The organism is Paraburkholderia sp. OAS925, assembly GCF_040543975.1.
GTDB lineage: Bacteria > Pseudomonadota > Gammaproteobacteria > Burkholderiales > Burkholderiaceae > Paraburkholderia > Paraburkholderia graminis.
The window spans coordinates 701,481-717,781 of record NZ_JBEUNO010000001.1 but is presented as its reverse complement, the minus strand read 5'-3'; the positions used below and the strand labels follow the sequence as shown (position 1 = coordinate 717,781).

General features: G+C 63.8%; 12 protein-coding genes and 2 pseudogenes. 3 read left to right on the top strand and 11 right to left on the bottom strand.

Annotated elements, in window-relative coordinates; genetic code table 11:
- Positions 1-41: 41 nt before the first annotated feature.
- The 6 genes and pseudogenes from ABIE53_RS03175 to ABIE53_RS03150 all read right to left on the bottom strand — a co-directional run bounded on the left by ABIE53_RS03175 (position 42) and on the right by ABIE53_RS03150 (position 5,799).
- Positions 42-311, bottom strand: coding sequence for an HPr family phosphocarrier protein (locus tag ABIE53_RS03175; protein ID WP_006048084.1), 270 nt, complete (start codon positions 309-311; stop codon positions 42-44).
- Positions 312-408: 97 nt separating this feature from the next.
- Positions 409-897, bottom strand: coding sequence for a PTS sugar transporter subunit IIA (locus ABIE53_RS03170; protein WP_006048085.1), 489 nt, complete (start codon positions 895-897; stop codon positions 409-411).
- A 340-nt stretch (positions 898-1,237) separates the two neighbouring features.
- On the bottom strand, positions 1,238-2,194 hold the full coding sequence (gene gshB / locus ABIE53_RS03165) for a glutathione synthase (RefSeq protein WP_114155755.1): 957 nt from the start codon (positions 2,192-2,194) through the stop codon (positions 1,238-1,240).
- Positions 2,195-2,350: 156 nt separating this feature from the next.
- Complete coding sequence (gshA, locus tag ABIE53_RS03160; RefSeq protein ID WP_006048087.1) at positions 2,351-3,640, bottom strand: glutamate--cysteine ligase; 1,290 nt, start codon at positions 3,638-3,640, stop codon at positions 2,351-2,353.
- Positions 3,641-3,915: 275 nt separating this feature from the next.
- Positions 3,916-5,415: an ammonium transporter gene (locus tag ABIE53_RS03155; protein ID WP_006048088.1), complete on the bottom strand. Its 1,500-nt coding sequence runs from the start codon at positions 5,413-5,415 to the stop codon at positions 3,916-3,918.
- A 44-nt stretch (positions 5,416-5,459) separates the two neighbouring features.
- Positions 5,460-5,799: pseudogene (locus ABIE53_RS03150) on the bottom strand (P-II family nitrogen regulator).
- Positions 5,800-6,265: 466 nt separating this feature from the next.
- On the opposite strand from ABIE53_RS03150, the gene ABIE53_RS03145 reads away from it, so the two are divergent.
- The gene (locus tag ABIE53_RS03145; RefSeq protein ID WP_006048090.1) at positions 6,266-6,523 is read left to right on the top strand and encodes an accessory factor UbiK family protein; all 258 of its coding nucleotides are present in this window, start codon (positions 6,266-6,268) and stop codon (positions 6,521-6,523) included.
- 123 nt (positions 6,524-6,646) lie between these two features.
- Positions 6,647-8,230, top strand: coding sequence for a YifB family Mg chelatase-like AAA ATPase (locus ABIE53_RS03140; RefSeq protein WP_192700002.1), 1,584 nt, complete (start codon positions 6,647-6,649; stop codon positions 8,228-8,230).
- 342 nt (positions 8,231-8,572) lie between these two features.
- On the opposite strand, the gene ABIE53_RS03135 is transcribed toward ABIE53_RS03140, so the two are convergent.
- Positions 8,573-9,103 (bottom strand): hypothetical protein, encoded by a 531-nt coding sequence (locus tag ABIE53_RS03135; protein ID WP_502922725.1) that lies wholly within the window; start codon positions 9,101-9,103, stop codon positions 8,573-8,575.
- Between the two features lie 379 nt (positions 9,104-9,482).
- Between ABIE53_RS03135 and ABIE53_RS03130 the strand changes: the two are divergent.
- A pseudogene (locus tag ABIE53_RS03130) lies at positions 9,483-10,018 on the top strand (TlpA disulfide reductase family protein).
- Positions 10,019-10,124: 106 nt separating this feature from the next.
- Here ABIE53_RS03130 and ABIE53_RS03125 read toward each other — a convergent pair.
- From ABIE53_RS03125 to ABIE53_RS03110, 4 genes are all read right to left on the bottom strand, one after another.
- Positions 10,125-11,477 (bottom strand): sigma-54-dependent transcriptional regulator, encoded by a 1,353-nt coding sequence (locus ABIE53_RS03125; protein WP_192700001.1) that lies wholly within the window; start codon positions 11,475-11,477, stop codon positions 10,125-10,127.
- A gap of 16 nt (positions 11,478-11,493) precedes the next feature.
- Positions 11,494-13,494 (bottom strand): sensor histidine kinase, encoded by a 2,001-nt coding sequence (locus ABIE53_RS03120; RefSeq protein WP_192700000.1) that lies wholly within the window; start codon positions 13,492-13,494, stop codon positions 11,494-11,496.
- A 61-nt stretch (positions 13,495-13,555) separates the two neighbouring features.
- Complete coding sequence (locus ABIE53_RS03115; RefSeq protein WP_029969651.1) at positions 13,556-14,836, bottom strand: dicarboxylate/amino acid:cation symporter; 1,281 nt, start codon at positions 14,834-14,836, stop codon at positions 13,556-13,558.
- A 393-nt stretch (positions 14,837-15,229) separates the two neighbouring features.
- On the bottom strand, positions 15,230-16,300 hold the full coding sequence (locus tag ABIE53_RS03110) for an ABC transporter ATP-binding protein (protein WP_006048097.1): 1,071 nt from the start codon (positions 16,298-16,300) through the stop codon (positions 15,230-15,232).
- Position 16,301 lies beyond the last annotated feature (1 nt).

Below are 16,301 nucleotides of genomic sequence, written 5' to 3'. Positions count from 1 at the left end.
AGCCGCGGCGTTCTTCTACATTGCACTGTCGATTCGCCAGCTCACTGGCCTTCGCCGAATTTATCCGCGATCAGTTTCAACAATGCGTCCATGGCTTCTTTTTCGTCGGCGCCCTCGGTTTCGATCAGCACCGTGCTGCCGATGCCCGCAGCCAGCATCATCACGCCCATGATGCTTTTCGCATTGATGCGGCGGCCGTTGCGGCTCATCCAGATTTCCGACTGATAGTTGCCTGCGAGTTGCGTCAACTTGGCCGACGCGCGCGCGTGCAGCCCCAGCTTGTTCACGATAGTCGTTTCCTGTTGCAGCATGTGTTGGTCCGAAGCGCGGGTAAGTGTTGTTGTGAAAAGTAGAACTGCGAATCAGGGTGTACTGCGAGGTTGCACTGCAAGCTTGCACTGCGAGCGACTATAAACCGGCCGGCCCGGTCTTCTGTGCGAGGTCCGCATCGGCCGGCAACGCGGGCAGACAGTCGGCGGTGACAGCCGCGGCCTCGGCGGGCGCGGGTGCTGCCGGGCCGATCGCGTGAATGCCCTTGGTCGCGCCGGCGAGCGCTTTGTCTACCAGCGTGTCGAGCGGCGTCGCGCGATAACAGACCGCGCGCACGAGCATCGGCAGATTGACGCCGCACAGCACGCGCACGTCGGGCACGGAAGCCAGCCGCCCGGCGATATTCGCGGGCGTGGCGCCGAACATGTCGGTGAGCACGAGCGCGCCGTTCTCTTCTTTGAGGCGCGCAATCTCGGACTCGGCGAAGGAAACCATTTGCGCGGGATCGCAGTCGGGCGATACGTCCATCACGCCGATGCGAGCCGGCAAACCGCCGTAAATATGCGAAATACAGTCGCGCAACGCGGTGGCGAACGGTGCGTGCGCAATGATCAGAATGCCTGCCATGTCAGCCTACTGCAAAAAGACGGCCCCAAACGTGGATCGGAACGCTGTCCGAAACGCTCGCGCCCTCGGCCGGCCGTTGGCCATGAGAGCCGGAAATACGCCTTTCGCGCACAGAACCTCGAATGCGACGCCGCAGCGGCGCCCGTCGAACCTGCCCGTTTCAAGGCTCCGCCGTGCATGCGATGACTCCTTGCGGAGCGTATCGCTACAAATCGACGCGGAGAGCGGGCATTGTAGCAGGCCCGTTTTTCGGGCCCGCGCCGCCGTTCCGCCCGCAGCGGACATGATGCTCATCCTGTCTGTCAGTTTGGGGGCCGCCGCCCAGTTTCAAGACGGCCGCTCAGCCCGCCGCGCGCTCCAGCGCGTCCACGAACATGGCGGCGACGTCAAAGCTCGTCTGATCCATGATCTCGCGGAAGCACGTCGGGCTCGTCACGTTCACTTCGGTCAGCCAGTCGCCAATGGCGTCCAACCCAACCAGCAGCAGACCGCGTGCCGCCAGCACGGGCGCGAGCGTGTCGGCGATCTTGCGGTCATGGTCGGTCAGCGGACGCGCCACGCCCAGCCCGCCCGCGGCCAGATTGCCGCGCACCTCGTTGCCTTGCGGAATCCGCGCGAGCGAATACGGCACGGCTTCGCCGCCGATCAGCAGAATGCGCTTGTCGCCGTCCTTGATTTCGGGGATGAACTTTTGCGCCATCACTGAGCGCGCGCCGTCGTGGCTCAGCATTTCGACGATCGAGCCCAGGTTCATGCCGTCCGGCTTCACGCGGAATACGCCCATGCCGCCCATGCCGTCGAGCGGCTTCAGAATCACGTCGCCATGCTGCTCGTGAAACGCCCTGAGTCGCGCCGGATCGCGCGTGACCAGCGTGGGCGCGACGAACTCCGGGAACTCGCCGATAGCGAGCTTTTCGGAATGATCGCGAATCGCCTGCGGCTTGTTGAAGATGCGTGCACCCGCGCGCTCGGCCAGTTCGAGCAGCCACGTGGACGTCACGTATTCCATGTCGAACGGCGGGTCCTTGCGCATGACGACCGCGCTGAAGTCCTTCAGCGAGCGCGGCGCGGCGGCGTCTGCCGCATACCATTCGTCGCGGTGCAAATCGGTCACGTCGCCGGTGATCGCAAAACGCCGCACGTTGGCTTCGACGTCGCCGCCCGTCCACGCGAGATGCTTCGGCTCGCAGAAGTACAGCGTATGGCCGCGGCGCGCGGCCTCGGCCATCATCGCGTAAGTGGAGTCCTTGTAGATCTTGAACTGCGTGAGCGGATCGGCGATGAAAAGAATGTCCATGAAGGTCCCGTTGCGCCCTGGAGGGCCTGGCATTGATCGTGAATCGAGCGTGTATTACGCGTGAATGCGGCGTGAATGCGGCGTGAACATCGTCGATGAAAACGGCGCGGGGCGGCCTACGCGCTGCCCGCGCCTGGCAATCTCACGTGGCTGCGTTCAAACCTGAATGGCTTCCGGATCGGTCTTTTCCAGTTCAACCGATGCAGCCAGCAAGCCGAGCCGCGCCACCACGCCGTACATGTAGAAGCGGTTCGGCGGCGCCGCGCCCGGCTTCGCGTGCGCGTCCGGCAGCGCGGTGTGCTCGAAGCCGAGCGGCACGAAGTGCATGCCCGGCGCGTTCAGGTTCTGGTCGCGCTCGCGGCTGCCGTGCACACGGTAGAAGCCGCCCACCACATAGCGGTCGATCATATAAACGACCGGCTCGGCTACTTCCTCGCCGATGCGCTCGAACGTGTACACGCCTTCCTGCACGATCACGTCGTGCACTTCGAGGCCGTCTTTCGTCGCCGCCATCTTCGCGCGTTCGCGTTTCGTGAGCGCGGCCACTTCCGACGCGTCGTGCACCGTCATCACGCCCATGCCGTACGTGCCCGCATCCGACTTGATGACGACATACGGTTTTTCGGAGATGCCGTACTCGCGATACTTTTTGGCGATCTTCTTCAGCACGCCGTCGATCGCGTCGGCCAGCGCCTGCTCGCCGGTGCGCTCCTGAAAATCCACGCCTTCCACGTGCGCGAAGTACGGATTAATCATCCACGGATCGATCTCGACCATCTTCGCGAATTTCTTCGCGACGTCGTCATAGCACGAGAAGTGCGTCGATTTGCGGCGCACAGCCCAGCCGGCATGCAGCGGCGGCAGCAGATACTGCTCATGCAGATTTTCCAGCACGGGCGGAATGCCGCCCGACAGATCGTTATTCAACAGAATCGAGCACGGATCGAAATTCTTCAGCCCGAGGCGGCGCTGCGAACGCTCGAGCGGTTCGAGCACGAGTTTCTGGCCGTCGGACAGCGCAATGGTGACGGGCCCGTTGATGCTTTCGTCGAGCGTGCCGAAACGCACGTTCAAGCCGGCCTGGCGCATGATCGCGGCGAGCCGGGCGACGTTCTCCAGATAAAACGCGTTGCGTGTGTGGCGCTCGGGAATGACGAGCAGATTCTTCGCGTCCGGGCAGATTTTTTCGATGGACGCCATTGCCGCCTGCACGGCAAGCGGCAGCACTTCCTGCGGCAGATTATTGAACGCGCCGGGAAACAGATTGGTGTCGACGGGCGCGAGCTTGAAACCCGCATTGCGCAGGTCGACCGAGCAATAGAACGGCGGCGTGTGCTCCTGCCACTCGAGCCGGAACCAGCGTTCGATTGCGGGAGTAGCGTCGAGGATCTTCCGCTCGAGATCGAGCAGCGGGCCGTTTAACGCCGTAACTAGGTGCGGAACCATTGATCACTCGCAGACTGGAGAAAAAAGATTGTAGAGCAAATGCTTTGCCCATTTGGGGATGGTTTCTCCATTCGCAAGCCAGCCGGAATGCATTCTCCCTATCGCAATGATAGGCAGGGGAAACTGTCGTGAACAAGAAGGCCAGCAAGAAAAAAGCCCGCCATGAAGGCGGGCCAAATCGCTGCGCTTGTTGCTACCTGTTGCTGCCTGTTGCTACCTTTATGAGCCGGTGAGGCTCGGCGAGCCCGGGAGCGCGGGCTCGTGAAACGCCTTCGTTATTCGACGTGTTCGCCGTGCAGGCTCACGTCCAGACCTTCGCGTTCCTGTTCTTCCGTCACGCGGATGCCCATCGTCATGTCGATGACCTTCAGCAGGATGAAGCTCACCACGCCGCTGTAGACCAGCGTCGTCACGACGCCCTTGGCTTGCAGCAGCACGCTGCCGTCGAAGCCGCCGATGTCCTTCACCGCGAACACGCCGGTCAGCAGCGCACCGACGATACCGCCGACGCAGTGCACGCCGAACGCGTCGAGCGAATCGTCGTAACCGAGCTTGTGCTTGAGCCACGTTGCCGACCAGAAGCAGACCACGCCGGCCACGATGCCGATCACGAGCGAACCCGTCATGCCGACGAAGCCCGAAGCCGGCGTGATGGCGACCAGACCCGCCACTGCGCCCGACACGATACCGAGCACCGAAGGCTTACCCTTCGCGGCCCATTCGGCGAACATCCATGCGAGCGCTGCCGCTGCGGTTGCCACTTGCGTTGCGAACATCGCGAAACCGGCACGGCCGTCTGCCGCCACTGCCGAACCCGCGTTGAAGCCGAACCAGCCCACCCACAGCATCGCGGCGCCGACCAGCGTCAGCGTGAGGTTGTGCGGCGCCATCGCTTCCTTGCCGTAGCCGACACGCTTGCCGAGCACGAGGCAGCAGACCAGACCGGCGATACCGGCGTTGATGTGCACCACCGTGCCGCCCGCGAAGTCGAGGATGCCCGCGGTCGCCAGCCAGCCGGTCGGTTCCCAGACCATGTGCGCGATCGGCGAGTAGACGATGATCGACCACAGGCTCATGAAGACGAGCATCGCCGAGAACTTCATGCGGTCGGCAAATGCGCCGGTGATCAGCGCCGGCGTGATGATCGCGAACGTCATCTGATAGACGAAGTAGACCGTTTCGGGGATCGTCTGCGCGAGATGGCTGACGGTCAGCGTCGTGGCCTTGTCGCCCTTGATGTAGTTCATGCCCGACATGAAGAAGCGCGAGAAGCCGCCGATGAACGAGCCGCCCGGCGTGAACGCGAGGCTATAGCCCACGACCGCCCAGATGATCGTCACGAGGCAGGTGATCGCGAAGCTTTGCATCAGCGTCGCCAGCACGTTCTTCTTGCGGACCATGCCGCCGTAGAAGAGCGCGAGGCCCGGGATCGTCATGAACAGCACGAGCGCGGTGGAGGTCAGCATCCAGGCGGTGTCGCCCGAATTGATTTTCGACGAGTCGACCGAGAACGGCGCGGTGGGCGCAGCCGGAGCGGCGTCCGATGCGGCGGGGGCGGCCGCGGCGGCGCTTGCTGCAGGTGCAGCCGAGGCGTCGGCGGCGGGCGCCGATGCTGCTGCGGCCGCCGAAGCGTCCGCTGCCGGCGCGCTTGCCGCCGTATCGGATGCAGCGGCCGAGGCGGCTACGGGGGCGGAAGCGTCGTCCGCGAGGGCGGCGCCGATACCGCCCGCAAGCAGCGAACCGGCCATCAGCAAGGACATCAATAATTTGCGCATCTTTCGTTTCCTCTTGTCGCTATCTGTGTCGCTATCTTTTGGTGTTACAGAGCATCCGCGCCGGTCTCTCCGGTGCGAATCCGGATGACCTGCTCGATCGGCGTGACGAAAATCTTGCCGTCGCCGATCTTGCCGGTGCGCGCCGCGCGTTCCAGCGCCTCGATGGCCTGATCGACGATGTCGTCCGAGACAGCCGCCTCGATCTTCACTTTCGGCAGGAAATCGACGACGTACTCCGCGCCGCGATACAGCTCCGTATGGCCCTTCTGACGGCCGAACCCCTTGACCTCGGTTACCGTGATGCCGGAGACGCCGATCGCCGACAAGGCTTCGCGCGCCTCATCGAGCTTGAACGCGCTTGATGATTGCGGTGATGAGTTTCATGAAATCCCTCGCTTAGTTGCCAAAAACCGTTGCTAACCCGTTTGCGTAACCGCCGCGGAACCGCTGCGTAACCGTCTCGTAAGCTGCCTGTAGCCCGCTCGCGCAAGCCTGGTGGTACTCGTTGCCCTTTCGCCTGGTCTCGTTGCCCTGCCGGAAATTCGTGCCGGCAGAACGCGCGGGGCAGTAAGAGCAACTCGTATGCCATGTTGTGTCAGACTGCCGCCGGTGCACGCCCGGCAAGGGGCGCAGCCGCCCTTGTCCAGATGGCCAACGCGCGCGCTGCGCTGTGGCGCGCCGCCTGGATCATTGCTAGAGTGTCCGCAGGGTCTGCAAGCGCCGACGCGCACCAAACGGGCTCACGCGGCGAAGCACAGCCGGCGTGCACGCACCAACGCAGCGCATCGTCAGACGCGAGGCACAGACGTAACGAAACGCTGCACATTTTTTGTGCATCAAGGGGAACACCATGAAACAACCAAACGACGTTTTCAACGACATCCAGGCGCGCATGAGCGAGCTGTTCAAAAACTCGCCGGCCAAAGACGTCGAACGCAATGTGAAAGCGATGCTGTCGCAAGGCTTCTCGAAGCTCGATCTGGTCACGCGCGAGGAATTCGATACGCAGACCCAGGTGCTGGTGCGCACACGCGCGCGCCTCGAAGAACTGGAGCGCCGCGTCGCGGAACTCGAACAGAAGCTGCCCGTCACGACGCAAACGCTCTGACGGTTTCACAAGCAGCGCGTTAGCTGCGTCGAGCTGCACATCACAGGCAAGCGAGCCGTGACGTCATCAGCGTATTAAGGGGACCGCAGCGCGCCACTTGCGCGCGGTCCGACGGGAGAAAACATGTCGCTTGCCGTGGTGCGCAGTCGCGCGCCGGCCGCCGGCCGCGCGCCCGAAGTAACCGTCGAGGTTCACCTCGCCAACGGGCTACCCTCTTTTTCGATCGTCGGACTTCCCGATCTGGAAGTCCGCGAAAGCCGCGAGCGCGTGCGCGCAGCGCTGCAAAACTGCGGCTTCGATTTTCCCGTGCGGCGCATCACGGTCAACCTCGCTCCCGCCGATCTGCCGAAGGAATCCGGCCGCTTCGATCTGCCGATTGCCTTGGGCATTCTCGCGGCGAGCGGGCAAATCCCGGCCGAATCGCTCGTCAACCGCGAATTTGCCGGCGAGCTTTCCTTAACCGGCGCGCTGCGTCCGATGCGCGGCGCCTTCGCGATGGCTTGCGGCACCGCGCGCGGCGCGGCGGTTTGCGCGGCGGCTCCTGGTCTCGCCGAAACCGCGGCCGGGCACGCGCCGCCCGAGCGTAATCCGCAGCTCTATCTTCCCGCGGCCAGCGCGGCGGAAGCCGCGCTCGTCCCCGGCGTGGATGTGTACGGCGCGAGCGATCTGCCGTCGCTGTGCGCGCATCTCGCCGATGCGCCCGAGTCCCGCCTCTATCCGGTCGCCGCGCCAAACCTGGCCGACACGCGCCCTGCCGCCGTGCCCGACATGGGCGACGTGATCGGCCAACGCGGCGCGCGCCGCGCGCTCGAAGTCGCCGCGGCCGGCGGCCACCATGTACTGCTGATCGGCCCGCCGGGCGCGGGCAAGTCGATGCTCGCCGCCCGCTTGCCCGGTCTGCTGCCGCCGATGACCGACGACGAGGCGCTCAGCTCGGCCGCGTTGCTGTCCGCGAGCCGCGCCGGTTTCACGCCGGCGCAATGGCGGCAGCGGCCGTTCCGGGCGCCGCATCATTCGTCGAGCGCGGCGGCGCTGGTGGGCGGGCGCAATCCTCCGCAACCGGGCGAGATCACGCTCGCGCACCTGGGCGTGCTTTTCCTTGATGAACTGCCGGAGTTCGACCGCCACGTGCTCGAAACACTGCGCGAGCCGCTCGAAGCCGGGCGAATCACGATTTCACGCGCGGCGCTGCAGGCGGACTTTCCGGCGGCGTGCCAACTGATCGCGGCGATGAATCCGTGTCCCTGTGGATGGCGCGGTGACCCGAATGGGCGTTGTCGCTGCACGCCGGAGATTGCGGCGCGTTATCTGCGCAAATTATCGGGCCCGCTGCTGGACCGAATCGATATTCAACTGGAAGTGCCGGCGCTGACGTCGGCGGAATTGTCCGCGCGAGCGCATGCCGCCGGAGAAACGAGCGCGGTCATCGCGCGGCGGGTGCTCGCCGCGCGCGAACGGCAATTGGCTCGGCAAGGCAAAACCAACCGTGAGTTGACGGGCAAAGAAGTCGACGAAGTCTGCCGTCCCGACGCGGCCGGGGAGGCGCTGCTGCGGGAAGCGGGCGAGCGTTTCGGCTGGTCGGCTCGCGCGTATTACCGCGTGCTGAAAGTCGCACGAACGATTGCCGACCTCGCGGGCGCGAGCATGCCGAGCGCCGCGCAGATCGGCGAGGCGGTTCAGTACCGACGGGCTTTTGGCTCTGGTTGAGGAGAAAAAAATGCTGTCAAGACTTGACTTATGCACATGCCCGCGTTCCAGATAGATTTAGAAACATCTGAAAGGTACTTAGAAACTCAGATCCAAACGGCATTGATTTCAAAGGATTTTTTCTTCTGCGTCAACTACATTCAGACTGACGGAATGCCCACGGCGCGGGCATCTGCGGCAAAAAAAGCGGAGTTCTCAACAGAGTTATCCACAGGACGCCCGGCGAGGTGGAAAACTTCAACGTAAACCGCGAATTAGCGCCGAAAGCTGCGAAGGAACTTTCAGTACGTCCGCGCGTCGCTTCGGCGTCAGGTCGGCGCCGAGTCGGCCAAATCTACCGGTTCAATAGAGTTGGAACGACGAGAAAAATTGGTCCACCTGTTCCCGGGGCAGCGGCCCTGACGCGATGATCGCGGCCTGATACGCGTGCCGGCCACGCGCTACGAGGCGCGCATAGACGGTCCGCTTTTCATGGCTGGAGCCGGCCTCGCCGCTCAGCGTCATCTCGAGCCCCAGGACTTTGCCGCCTGCCGCGAGCGGAATTTGCACCGCGCGCGCCTCTGGCGTCACGCCCACGTTTCGCGCGAGGCCGGTGCGCAGGAACTCGAGCGCCTTACGCTGCGTCGCTTCGCTGTCGTCGGGCAGCATGATCGTGCCGACCGCGAACACGGCGTCGCCGGCTTCGGCCGTCTGCATGGCCATCTGCATCGGCGTGCCGTCGACCTGCACCGCGCGCTGATCGTTGCCGGGCTTGGCAGGCAAGTCGATGCTGTAGCCGTTGTCGTTATTCATGACGGTGCGCCAGTCGAAGGTCGGCGAGCAGCCGCTCAGCGCGACGCCGATAGCAAGCGCGCAAAGCGCCGCGCGGGTCATCGACTGCGCGCTTGGCGGGCGAGCCGCCGCATTGCCATGGAAGACGAGGCTGGAAAACAGACGCGAGGGAATTCGAACGAACAGGGAATAGATGCGGAAAACTGTCTGGAACATGAGCAAGAGAGACCGTGAAGCGGTGAAGTTGACGTGAAGCGCAAAACGCCATTATCCGCTGCAAACTGATGGAGCGCGTGGAAGCGGTCAAGCGGCCAAGCGGCCAAGCGCCCGTTTGGCTGTGCCGGCGCAACGCGGGTTGCGAGTTGCGCTCCCTGCCCCGCATCCCGAATAGGACTACAATATCAACGCTCCGTTGCGGCACGCTCCAAGCCACAGCCGACGCACTGTCCTGCGCCCTTGCGCGACTTCCGAGGTTCCGCTCATGAGTTCCATCGCATCGACCAGCGCCGTCAAGCGCACGAATCCGCTTCGCTATCTGATCATCGCCGCGGTGGCGATTGCGATCGGCATCGCCGGCTATTTCGCGTTTGCCGGCCAGCAGCGGGTGCCCGACGCGACCTTTACGCTGCTCTCCGGCCAGAAAGTCACGACCGCCGACCTCAAAGGCAAGGTCTACCTCGTCAACTTCTGGGCGACGAGTTGCGACACCTGCATGAAGGAAATGCCGCAGATGGTGCAGACGTATAACCGCTTCAAAGGCAAAGGGCTCGGGAATTCGTCGCGGTGGCCATGAGCTACGACGCGCCGATGTACGTGACCAATTACACGCAAACGCGCCAGTTGCCCTTCAAGGTCGCCATGGACGACGGCTCGGCCGCCAAACAGTTCGGCAACGTGCAGCTCACGCCGACCACCTTCCTCGTCGACAAAGACGGCAAGATTCTGAAGCGCTACGTCGGCGAACCGCAGTTCGCGGAACTCGATCAGTTGCTCGAGAAGGCGCTGAACGCGGCTTAAACAGTCGCGAAGCAAAGGCAAGCCAACCCAGGCCAGCCCAGGCCACGCCACGCCACCGCAAGCTCAAACAAAAACGCCGGCACTCCCACTTGCCGGCGTTTCTATTTCACCTCTCCCCATCGCCCTTGGCCGCGAGGCCATATCGCTTGATCTTCTCGTAGAGCGTCGCCTTGCCGAGCTGAAGTCGGTCGGCGGCGACTGCGACCGCGCCGCCGCACTGCTCGAGCGCTTCCGCGATCACCGCGCGCTCGAACTGCTCGACGCGCTCCTTCAGCGGCTGCGCCTGTCCGCCGTCGTCGCCGAAAGACATCACGGGATCGTCGGCGACACCGAGCACGAAGCGGTCCGCGGCGTTGCGCAGTTCCCGCACGTTGCCCGGCCAGTCGCGCTGCATCAGGCTCGCGCGCTGACGGTCGGTGAGAATCGGCGCGGGCCGCTGATAACGCACCGCCGCGTCGAGCAGAAAGTGTTCGAAAAGCGGCACGATGTCCTCGCGCCGCTCGCCGAGCGGCGGCAATGCGATCGTGACCACATTCAACCGGTACAGCAGATCGCGGCGGAACGAGCCGTCCGCGACGTGTTCCGCCATATCGCCTTTCGCCGCCGCGACCACGCGGCAATTCACGCGAATCGGCTGATTGGAACCGAGCCGCTCGAGCACGCCGTCCTGCAACACGCGCAACAGCTTGACCTGCAGCGCGAGCGGCATGCTTTCGATTTCGTCGAGAAACAGCGTGCCGCCCGACGCATGTTCGAGCTTGCCGATCCGGCGTTTCGCCGCGCCCGTAAACGCGCCGGGCTCGTAGCCGAACATCTCGGACTCGAACATCGGCTCGGGCAGCGCGCCGCAATTCACCGCGATAAACGGCTTGTCGCGCCGCGGCGACAACTCGTGCAAACTGCGCGCGATCAGTTCCTTGCCCGCGCCGGTATCGCCGTTGATGAGTACGGACGCATCGGTCGGCGCGACGTTCGCGATGAGCCGCCGCACCTGCTCGATCGCCGGACTGCGGCCGATGATCCGCGGCGCCACCGTGTTCTGCCCCGCGAGTTCGCGGCGCAGCGCGAGGTTTTCGAGCACGAGCTTGCGCCGCTCCAGCGCGCGCCGCACGGTCTCGATCAGACGCTCGGAGGCGAACGGCTTTTCGATGAAGTCGTAGGCGCCGTCGCGCATCGCCTGCACGGCCATCGAAATGTCGCCGTGACCGGTGACGAGAATCACGGGCACATCGGGCGCGCGTTCGTGGCACTGCGCGAGCAACTCGAGACCGCTCGCGCCAGGCAGCCGAATATCGCTGACGATCACGCCGGAAAAATCCGCACTGATCGACTTCGCCGCCGATTCCGCCGACGCATGGCCGACCACCTCGAAGCCCGCCAGTTGCAAACTCTGCACGCTCGCGCGCCGCACCAGTTCGTCGTCTTCGATATACAGCACTTGCAAGCCGTCGTTCAGCATGTCGTTCTCATCGGAATCAGGAACCCGTGGTGAGCGGGTCCGCGGTAGGGCTCGTCTGCACGCGGGCGCGGCGCAGCGTCAACACGAAGAGTGCACCGCCTTGCGGCGCGTTGCGCGCCACCAGCGTGCCGCCGCAATCGCGTGCGATCGACGATGAAATCGCGAGCCCGAGACCGAGTCCCTGGCCCATTTCCTTGGTGGTGAAGAAAGGTTCGAACAGGCGCGGCAACACGTCTTCGGCGATGCCTGGACCGTTGTCGCCCACCGCGAACGAGAGATTGTCCGAAGCCACCTCGATATGCACCGAAATACGCGGCGCGCTCATGCCGGCGGTGGCGTCGAGCGCATTGCCGAGCAGATTGATCAGCACCTGTTCGAGACGCAGATCGTCGCAATGCGCGATCAGGCCGGGATGATCGTCGGCAAGATCGAGCGGCGTGCGCGTACCGCTTTCGACATCGAATAGCGCAAGCTGCAGTTCGACGCCCTGAAAGCGCTTCTGCAACAGCGCGAGCGCATTGCGCAGCGCGCGCACAGCCGACGCGCGCGCGCTGCGCGGCCGCGCCCTTCCGACGAACAGCTTCAACTGGTTCGTGATCTTGCCCATGCGCTCGGTGAGCGCCGCGATCGCTTCGAGATTTTCACGCGCCGACGCCTGATCGCCGCGCTCGAGCAGCACGCGCGTGTTGTCGGAAAAACCGCGCAACGCAGCGAGCGGCTGATTCAGTTCATGCGTGATGCCGGCCGCCATCTGACCGAGCGCGGCGAGCTTGCTGGCCTGGATCAACTCGTCGTGCGCGGCGCGCAGTTCCTGCTCGGCGCGCGTGCGCTCGGCGACTTCCTTCTGCAACTGCTCGTTCGCCTGCGACAGATCGGCCGTGCGTTCCGCGACGCGCTGATTCAGTTCGGCATACGCCTTTTGCAACAGCGTACGGCTGCGCATCACCTCGCGCACGCGCGAGCGGCGCATTCTCCAGTAGAACGCGAGCAGCACGAGCGACACATAGCCGAAGCCCGTGACGATGGTCGCGTTGCGCGCGTCGGCATCGACGGGGCTCACGGGCGCCATCGTGATCAGATGCCAATCGGGTTCGCCCATGCCGCGCCGCGACGCGAGATAACGCGGCGCATAGCGGCCGCCGCCCACGCGCACAATCTGCGCGTCGCCTTCCAGCTTGCGCTCGATCGTCACCGGCAGCGGCGCGATCGGCTGCTGCGCATATTGACGCGCCTGGTAAATCGAATCGGCGACCTGGCCCGACAGCGGCCGTATCGTGTGGTATTTCCAGGCGGGCACCGACGACAGAAAGATCACGCCATGATCGTCGGTGACGAGCAACGGCTCGGACGCGTCCGAGCCCTGAAACCATTCGAGATCGAGTTTGACGACCGCCGCGCCGACAATCTTGCCGTCGCGCCGCACCGGCTGCGAAATGTAATACCCCGGCGCCTGCGAGATCGTGCCGATGCCGAAGAAGCGGCCCACGCCGCCCTTGATTGCATCGACGAAATACGGCCGGAACTGATAGCCCGCGCCGATGAAACTGCCCGGCCCTTGCCAGTTGCTCGCGGCCACGCAGTAGCCGTCGAGCGGAATGATGTAGGTGACCGTCGCGCGCGCGTGGCGGTTCAGGTCTTCGAGATAGAGATTCGCGCGCTCGACGTTGGCCGGCGACGGATCGACCAGCACGTCCTGCACGATCGGATGTTCGGCGAGCAGATACGGCAGCGATTCGTAGCGCTCGAGCGTGCTCTTGAGCGAACTCGCGGTCCGGTCGACGCGCCCCGCGGCATTCAACCGCAAGCTGTCGATGCCGCTTTGCCACGCGACGCTATAGGTGAGCCCGCACGCCGCAACGAGCCCGGCGACGAGCGCGAAGAGAATCAGCAGGCGGCGGGTCACGTTGGCACTATCCGGTCGGGTGGGATCGGATATTGTGGCATAAGGCGAAGCGCCGTCGGCCTGCGCTTCCCCGGCCGACGGCACTGGGGTTGGGCGCGCGTTCACCGGTTGCATGGGCTGGTGTCCGCGGCCGCAAACATCACGCTATTTCAGGCGATGCCCGACGACGTCCGGCTTAGACGCTGGCCGGTTCGTCGACCGGCACATCGCCGCGCAGCGCCGCTTCCAGCTTGCTGCGGTCCAGTTCCTTTTCCCATGCCGACACCACGACGGTCGCCACGCCATTGCCGACGATGTTGGTCAGCGCACGGCATTCGCTCATGAAGCGGTCGATGCCGAGAATCAGCACCATGCCCGACAGCGGAATGGTCGGCACCACGGCAAGCGTCGCGGCCAGCGTGATGAAGCCCGCGCCGGTCACGCCGCTCGCGCCCTTCGAGGTCAGCATCGTCACCGCGAGCAGCGTGAGCTGCTGCGTCCACGTGAGGTCGGTGTTCGTCGCCTGGGCGATGAACAGCACGGCCATCGTCATGTAGATGTTGGTGCCGTCGAGGTTGAACGAATAACCGGTCGGCACGACGAGGCCCACCACCGAACGCGAGCAGCCGAGCTTTTCGAGCTTCAGCATGAGTTGCGGCAACGCGGCTTCGGACGAGCTCGTGCCGAGCACGATCAGCATCTCTTCCTTGATGTACGCGATGAAGCGCAGGATATTGAAGCCCACCGCACGCGCAATCGCGCCGAGCACCACCACCACGAACACGATCGCGGTCAGATAGAACGTGCCGATCAGCTTGAGCATCGGCAGCAGCGAGCCGATGCCGTACTTGCCGATGGTGAACGCCATCGCGCCGAATGCGCCGATCGGCGCGAGCTTCGTGATGATGCCGACCATGCCGAAGAGGATGCTCGACAGGCTTTCGATAAAGCTCGTCACCGGCTTGCCGCGTTCGCCGATGTGCGCGAGCACCGCCCCGAACAGCAGCGCGATCAGCAGGATCTGCAGGATTTCGCCTTGCGAGAATGCCGACACGAGCGTGTCCGGAATGATGTGCATCAGGAAGTCGACGGTCGTCTGACCGTGCGCCTTCGCGGCATACGATGCGACTTCCTTGCCGTTCAGCGTAGCCGGATCGACGTTGAAGCCGACGCCCGGCCGCAGCAGGTGCGTCGCCGCCAGGCCGAGCAGCAGTGCGAACGTCGAGACGATTTCGAAGTACAGCAGCGCCTTGCCGCCGACGCGCCCGACCTTCTTCATGTCTTCCATGCCGGCGATGCCGGTCACGACCGTACAGAAGATGATCGGTCCGATCACCATCTTGATGAGCTTGATGAACGCATCGCCGAGCGGCTTCATGTCGACGGCGAAGGTCGGATAGAAATGGCCGAGCGCGATACCGATGATGATCGCCACGATCACCTGGACGTACAGCACTTTGTGGATAGGTTTCTTCACGATGTTTCCTGCGATGTGGGTGAGCCCATGGCCTGCCACGCTGCGCATCATGCGAACGAATGAACGTCGCCTCTGCACGGCATTAGGCCGCGACAAGACGACGAATTCAGAAATACCGGGAAGGGAAATCAGACATCGTTGTCTCCTTGCTTTAGTTGTCGGACCGTTGCGGCCGCGTTATCTATTTTGCAAGGTCGATGCCAGCTTGATGCCTAAGACATACCCTTGATTCTTATGGGTTTGCGCGTAAGACCTGGCGCGCGCGTTCCGGGATTCCGGAAATCCGGACGAGCGGCGTCGGGAAACCCGGACTCGCCGCCGCGCAAACCCTCGGGAAAACCCGAAGCCTTTGCGGGCGGGCTTCGGCGGGCGTTGGCGGGCTTTGGCGGATTGTCAGGCGTTGCCTTCTTCGAGCACCAGCAGGTTGTCGTGCGAAAAGCCGAGCGACACGGGCTGCCCTCTTTCGGGTAAACCGCGATTCGGGTCGTTGAATACGTCGAGCGAAATCACTGCGTCTTTTACACGCGTTCTGATGCGCACTACCGCGCCGAGAAAATTCACTTCTTCGACGGTCGCATTCAGCGTGTTGCGGCCGGGCGCCGCAGGTTCGAGCACGATCGCTTCGGGACGCAGCGCGAGCAGGCGCTTCTTGCCGGCATCGGCGGAAGGAAGTTGCTGCGTGGTGATGAGCTCCTGACCGTCCACGGCCATCTTGCCCGTCGCCGGATCGATCACATGCCCGGCCAGAATATTGAGCGTGCCGACGAACGACGCGACAAAACGCGTGCGCGGATAGTTGTAGATTTCCGATGGCGAGCCGATCTGTTCGACGCGACCCTCGTTCATCACGACGATGCGGTCGGAAATGGACAACGCCTCTTCCTGATCGTGCGTGACGAAAATCGACGTGATGCCGAGTTCGCGCTGCAACGCGCGAATGTCCTGCCGCAACGAGATGCGGATTTTTGCGTCGAGCGCGGACAGCGGCTCGTCGAGCAGCAATACCTGCGGCTTGCCCGCGAGCGCGCGAGCGAGTGCCACGCGCTGCTGCTGACCGCCCGACAGTTGCCACGGATAACGCCCGCCGAGCTGCGGCAGCTTGATCAGATGCAGCATCTCTTCGACGCGCTGATTGATCTCTGCCTGCGGCCGATGCGTGATCTTTAGCCCAAAGCCGATGTTCTCGGCCACCGTCATGTTTGGAAAGAGCGCATACGACTGGAACACCATGCCGACCTTGCGCTGCCGCGTGCGCAGATGCGTGACGTCCTTGTTGTCGAGCCGGATAATGCCGCGCGTCGGCGTCTCGAATCCGGCGATCATGCGCAGCACGGTCGTCTTGCCGCAACCGGACGGTCCGAGGAACGTAACGAACTCGCCGCGCTCGATTTTCATGTCGAAGTGATGCAGCGCGATGTTCGACGCGAAGGACTTGTGCAGATTTTCTATCTCGAGAAATGCCATG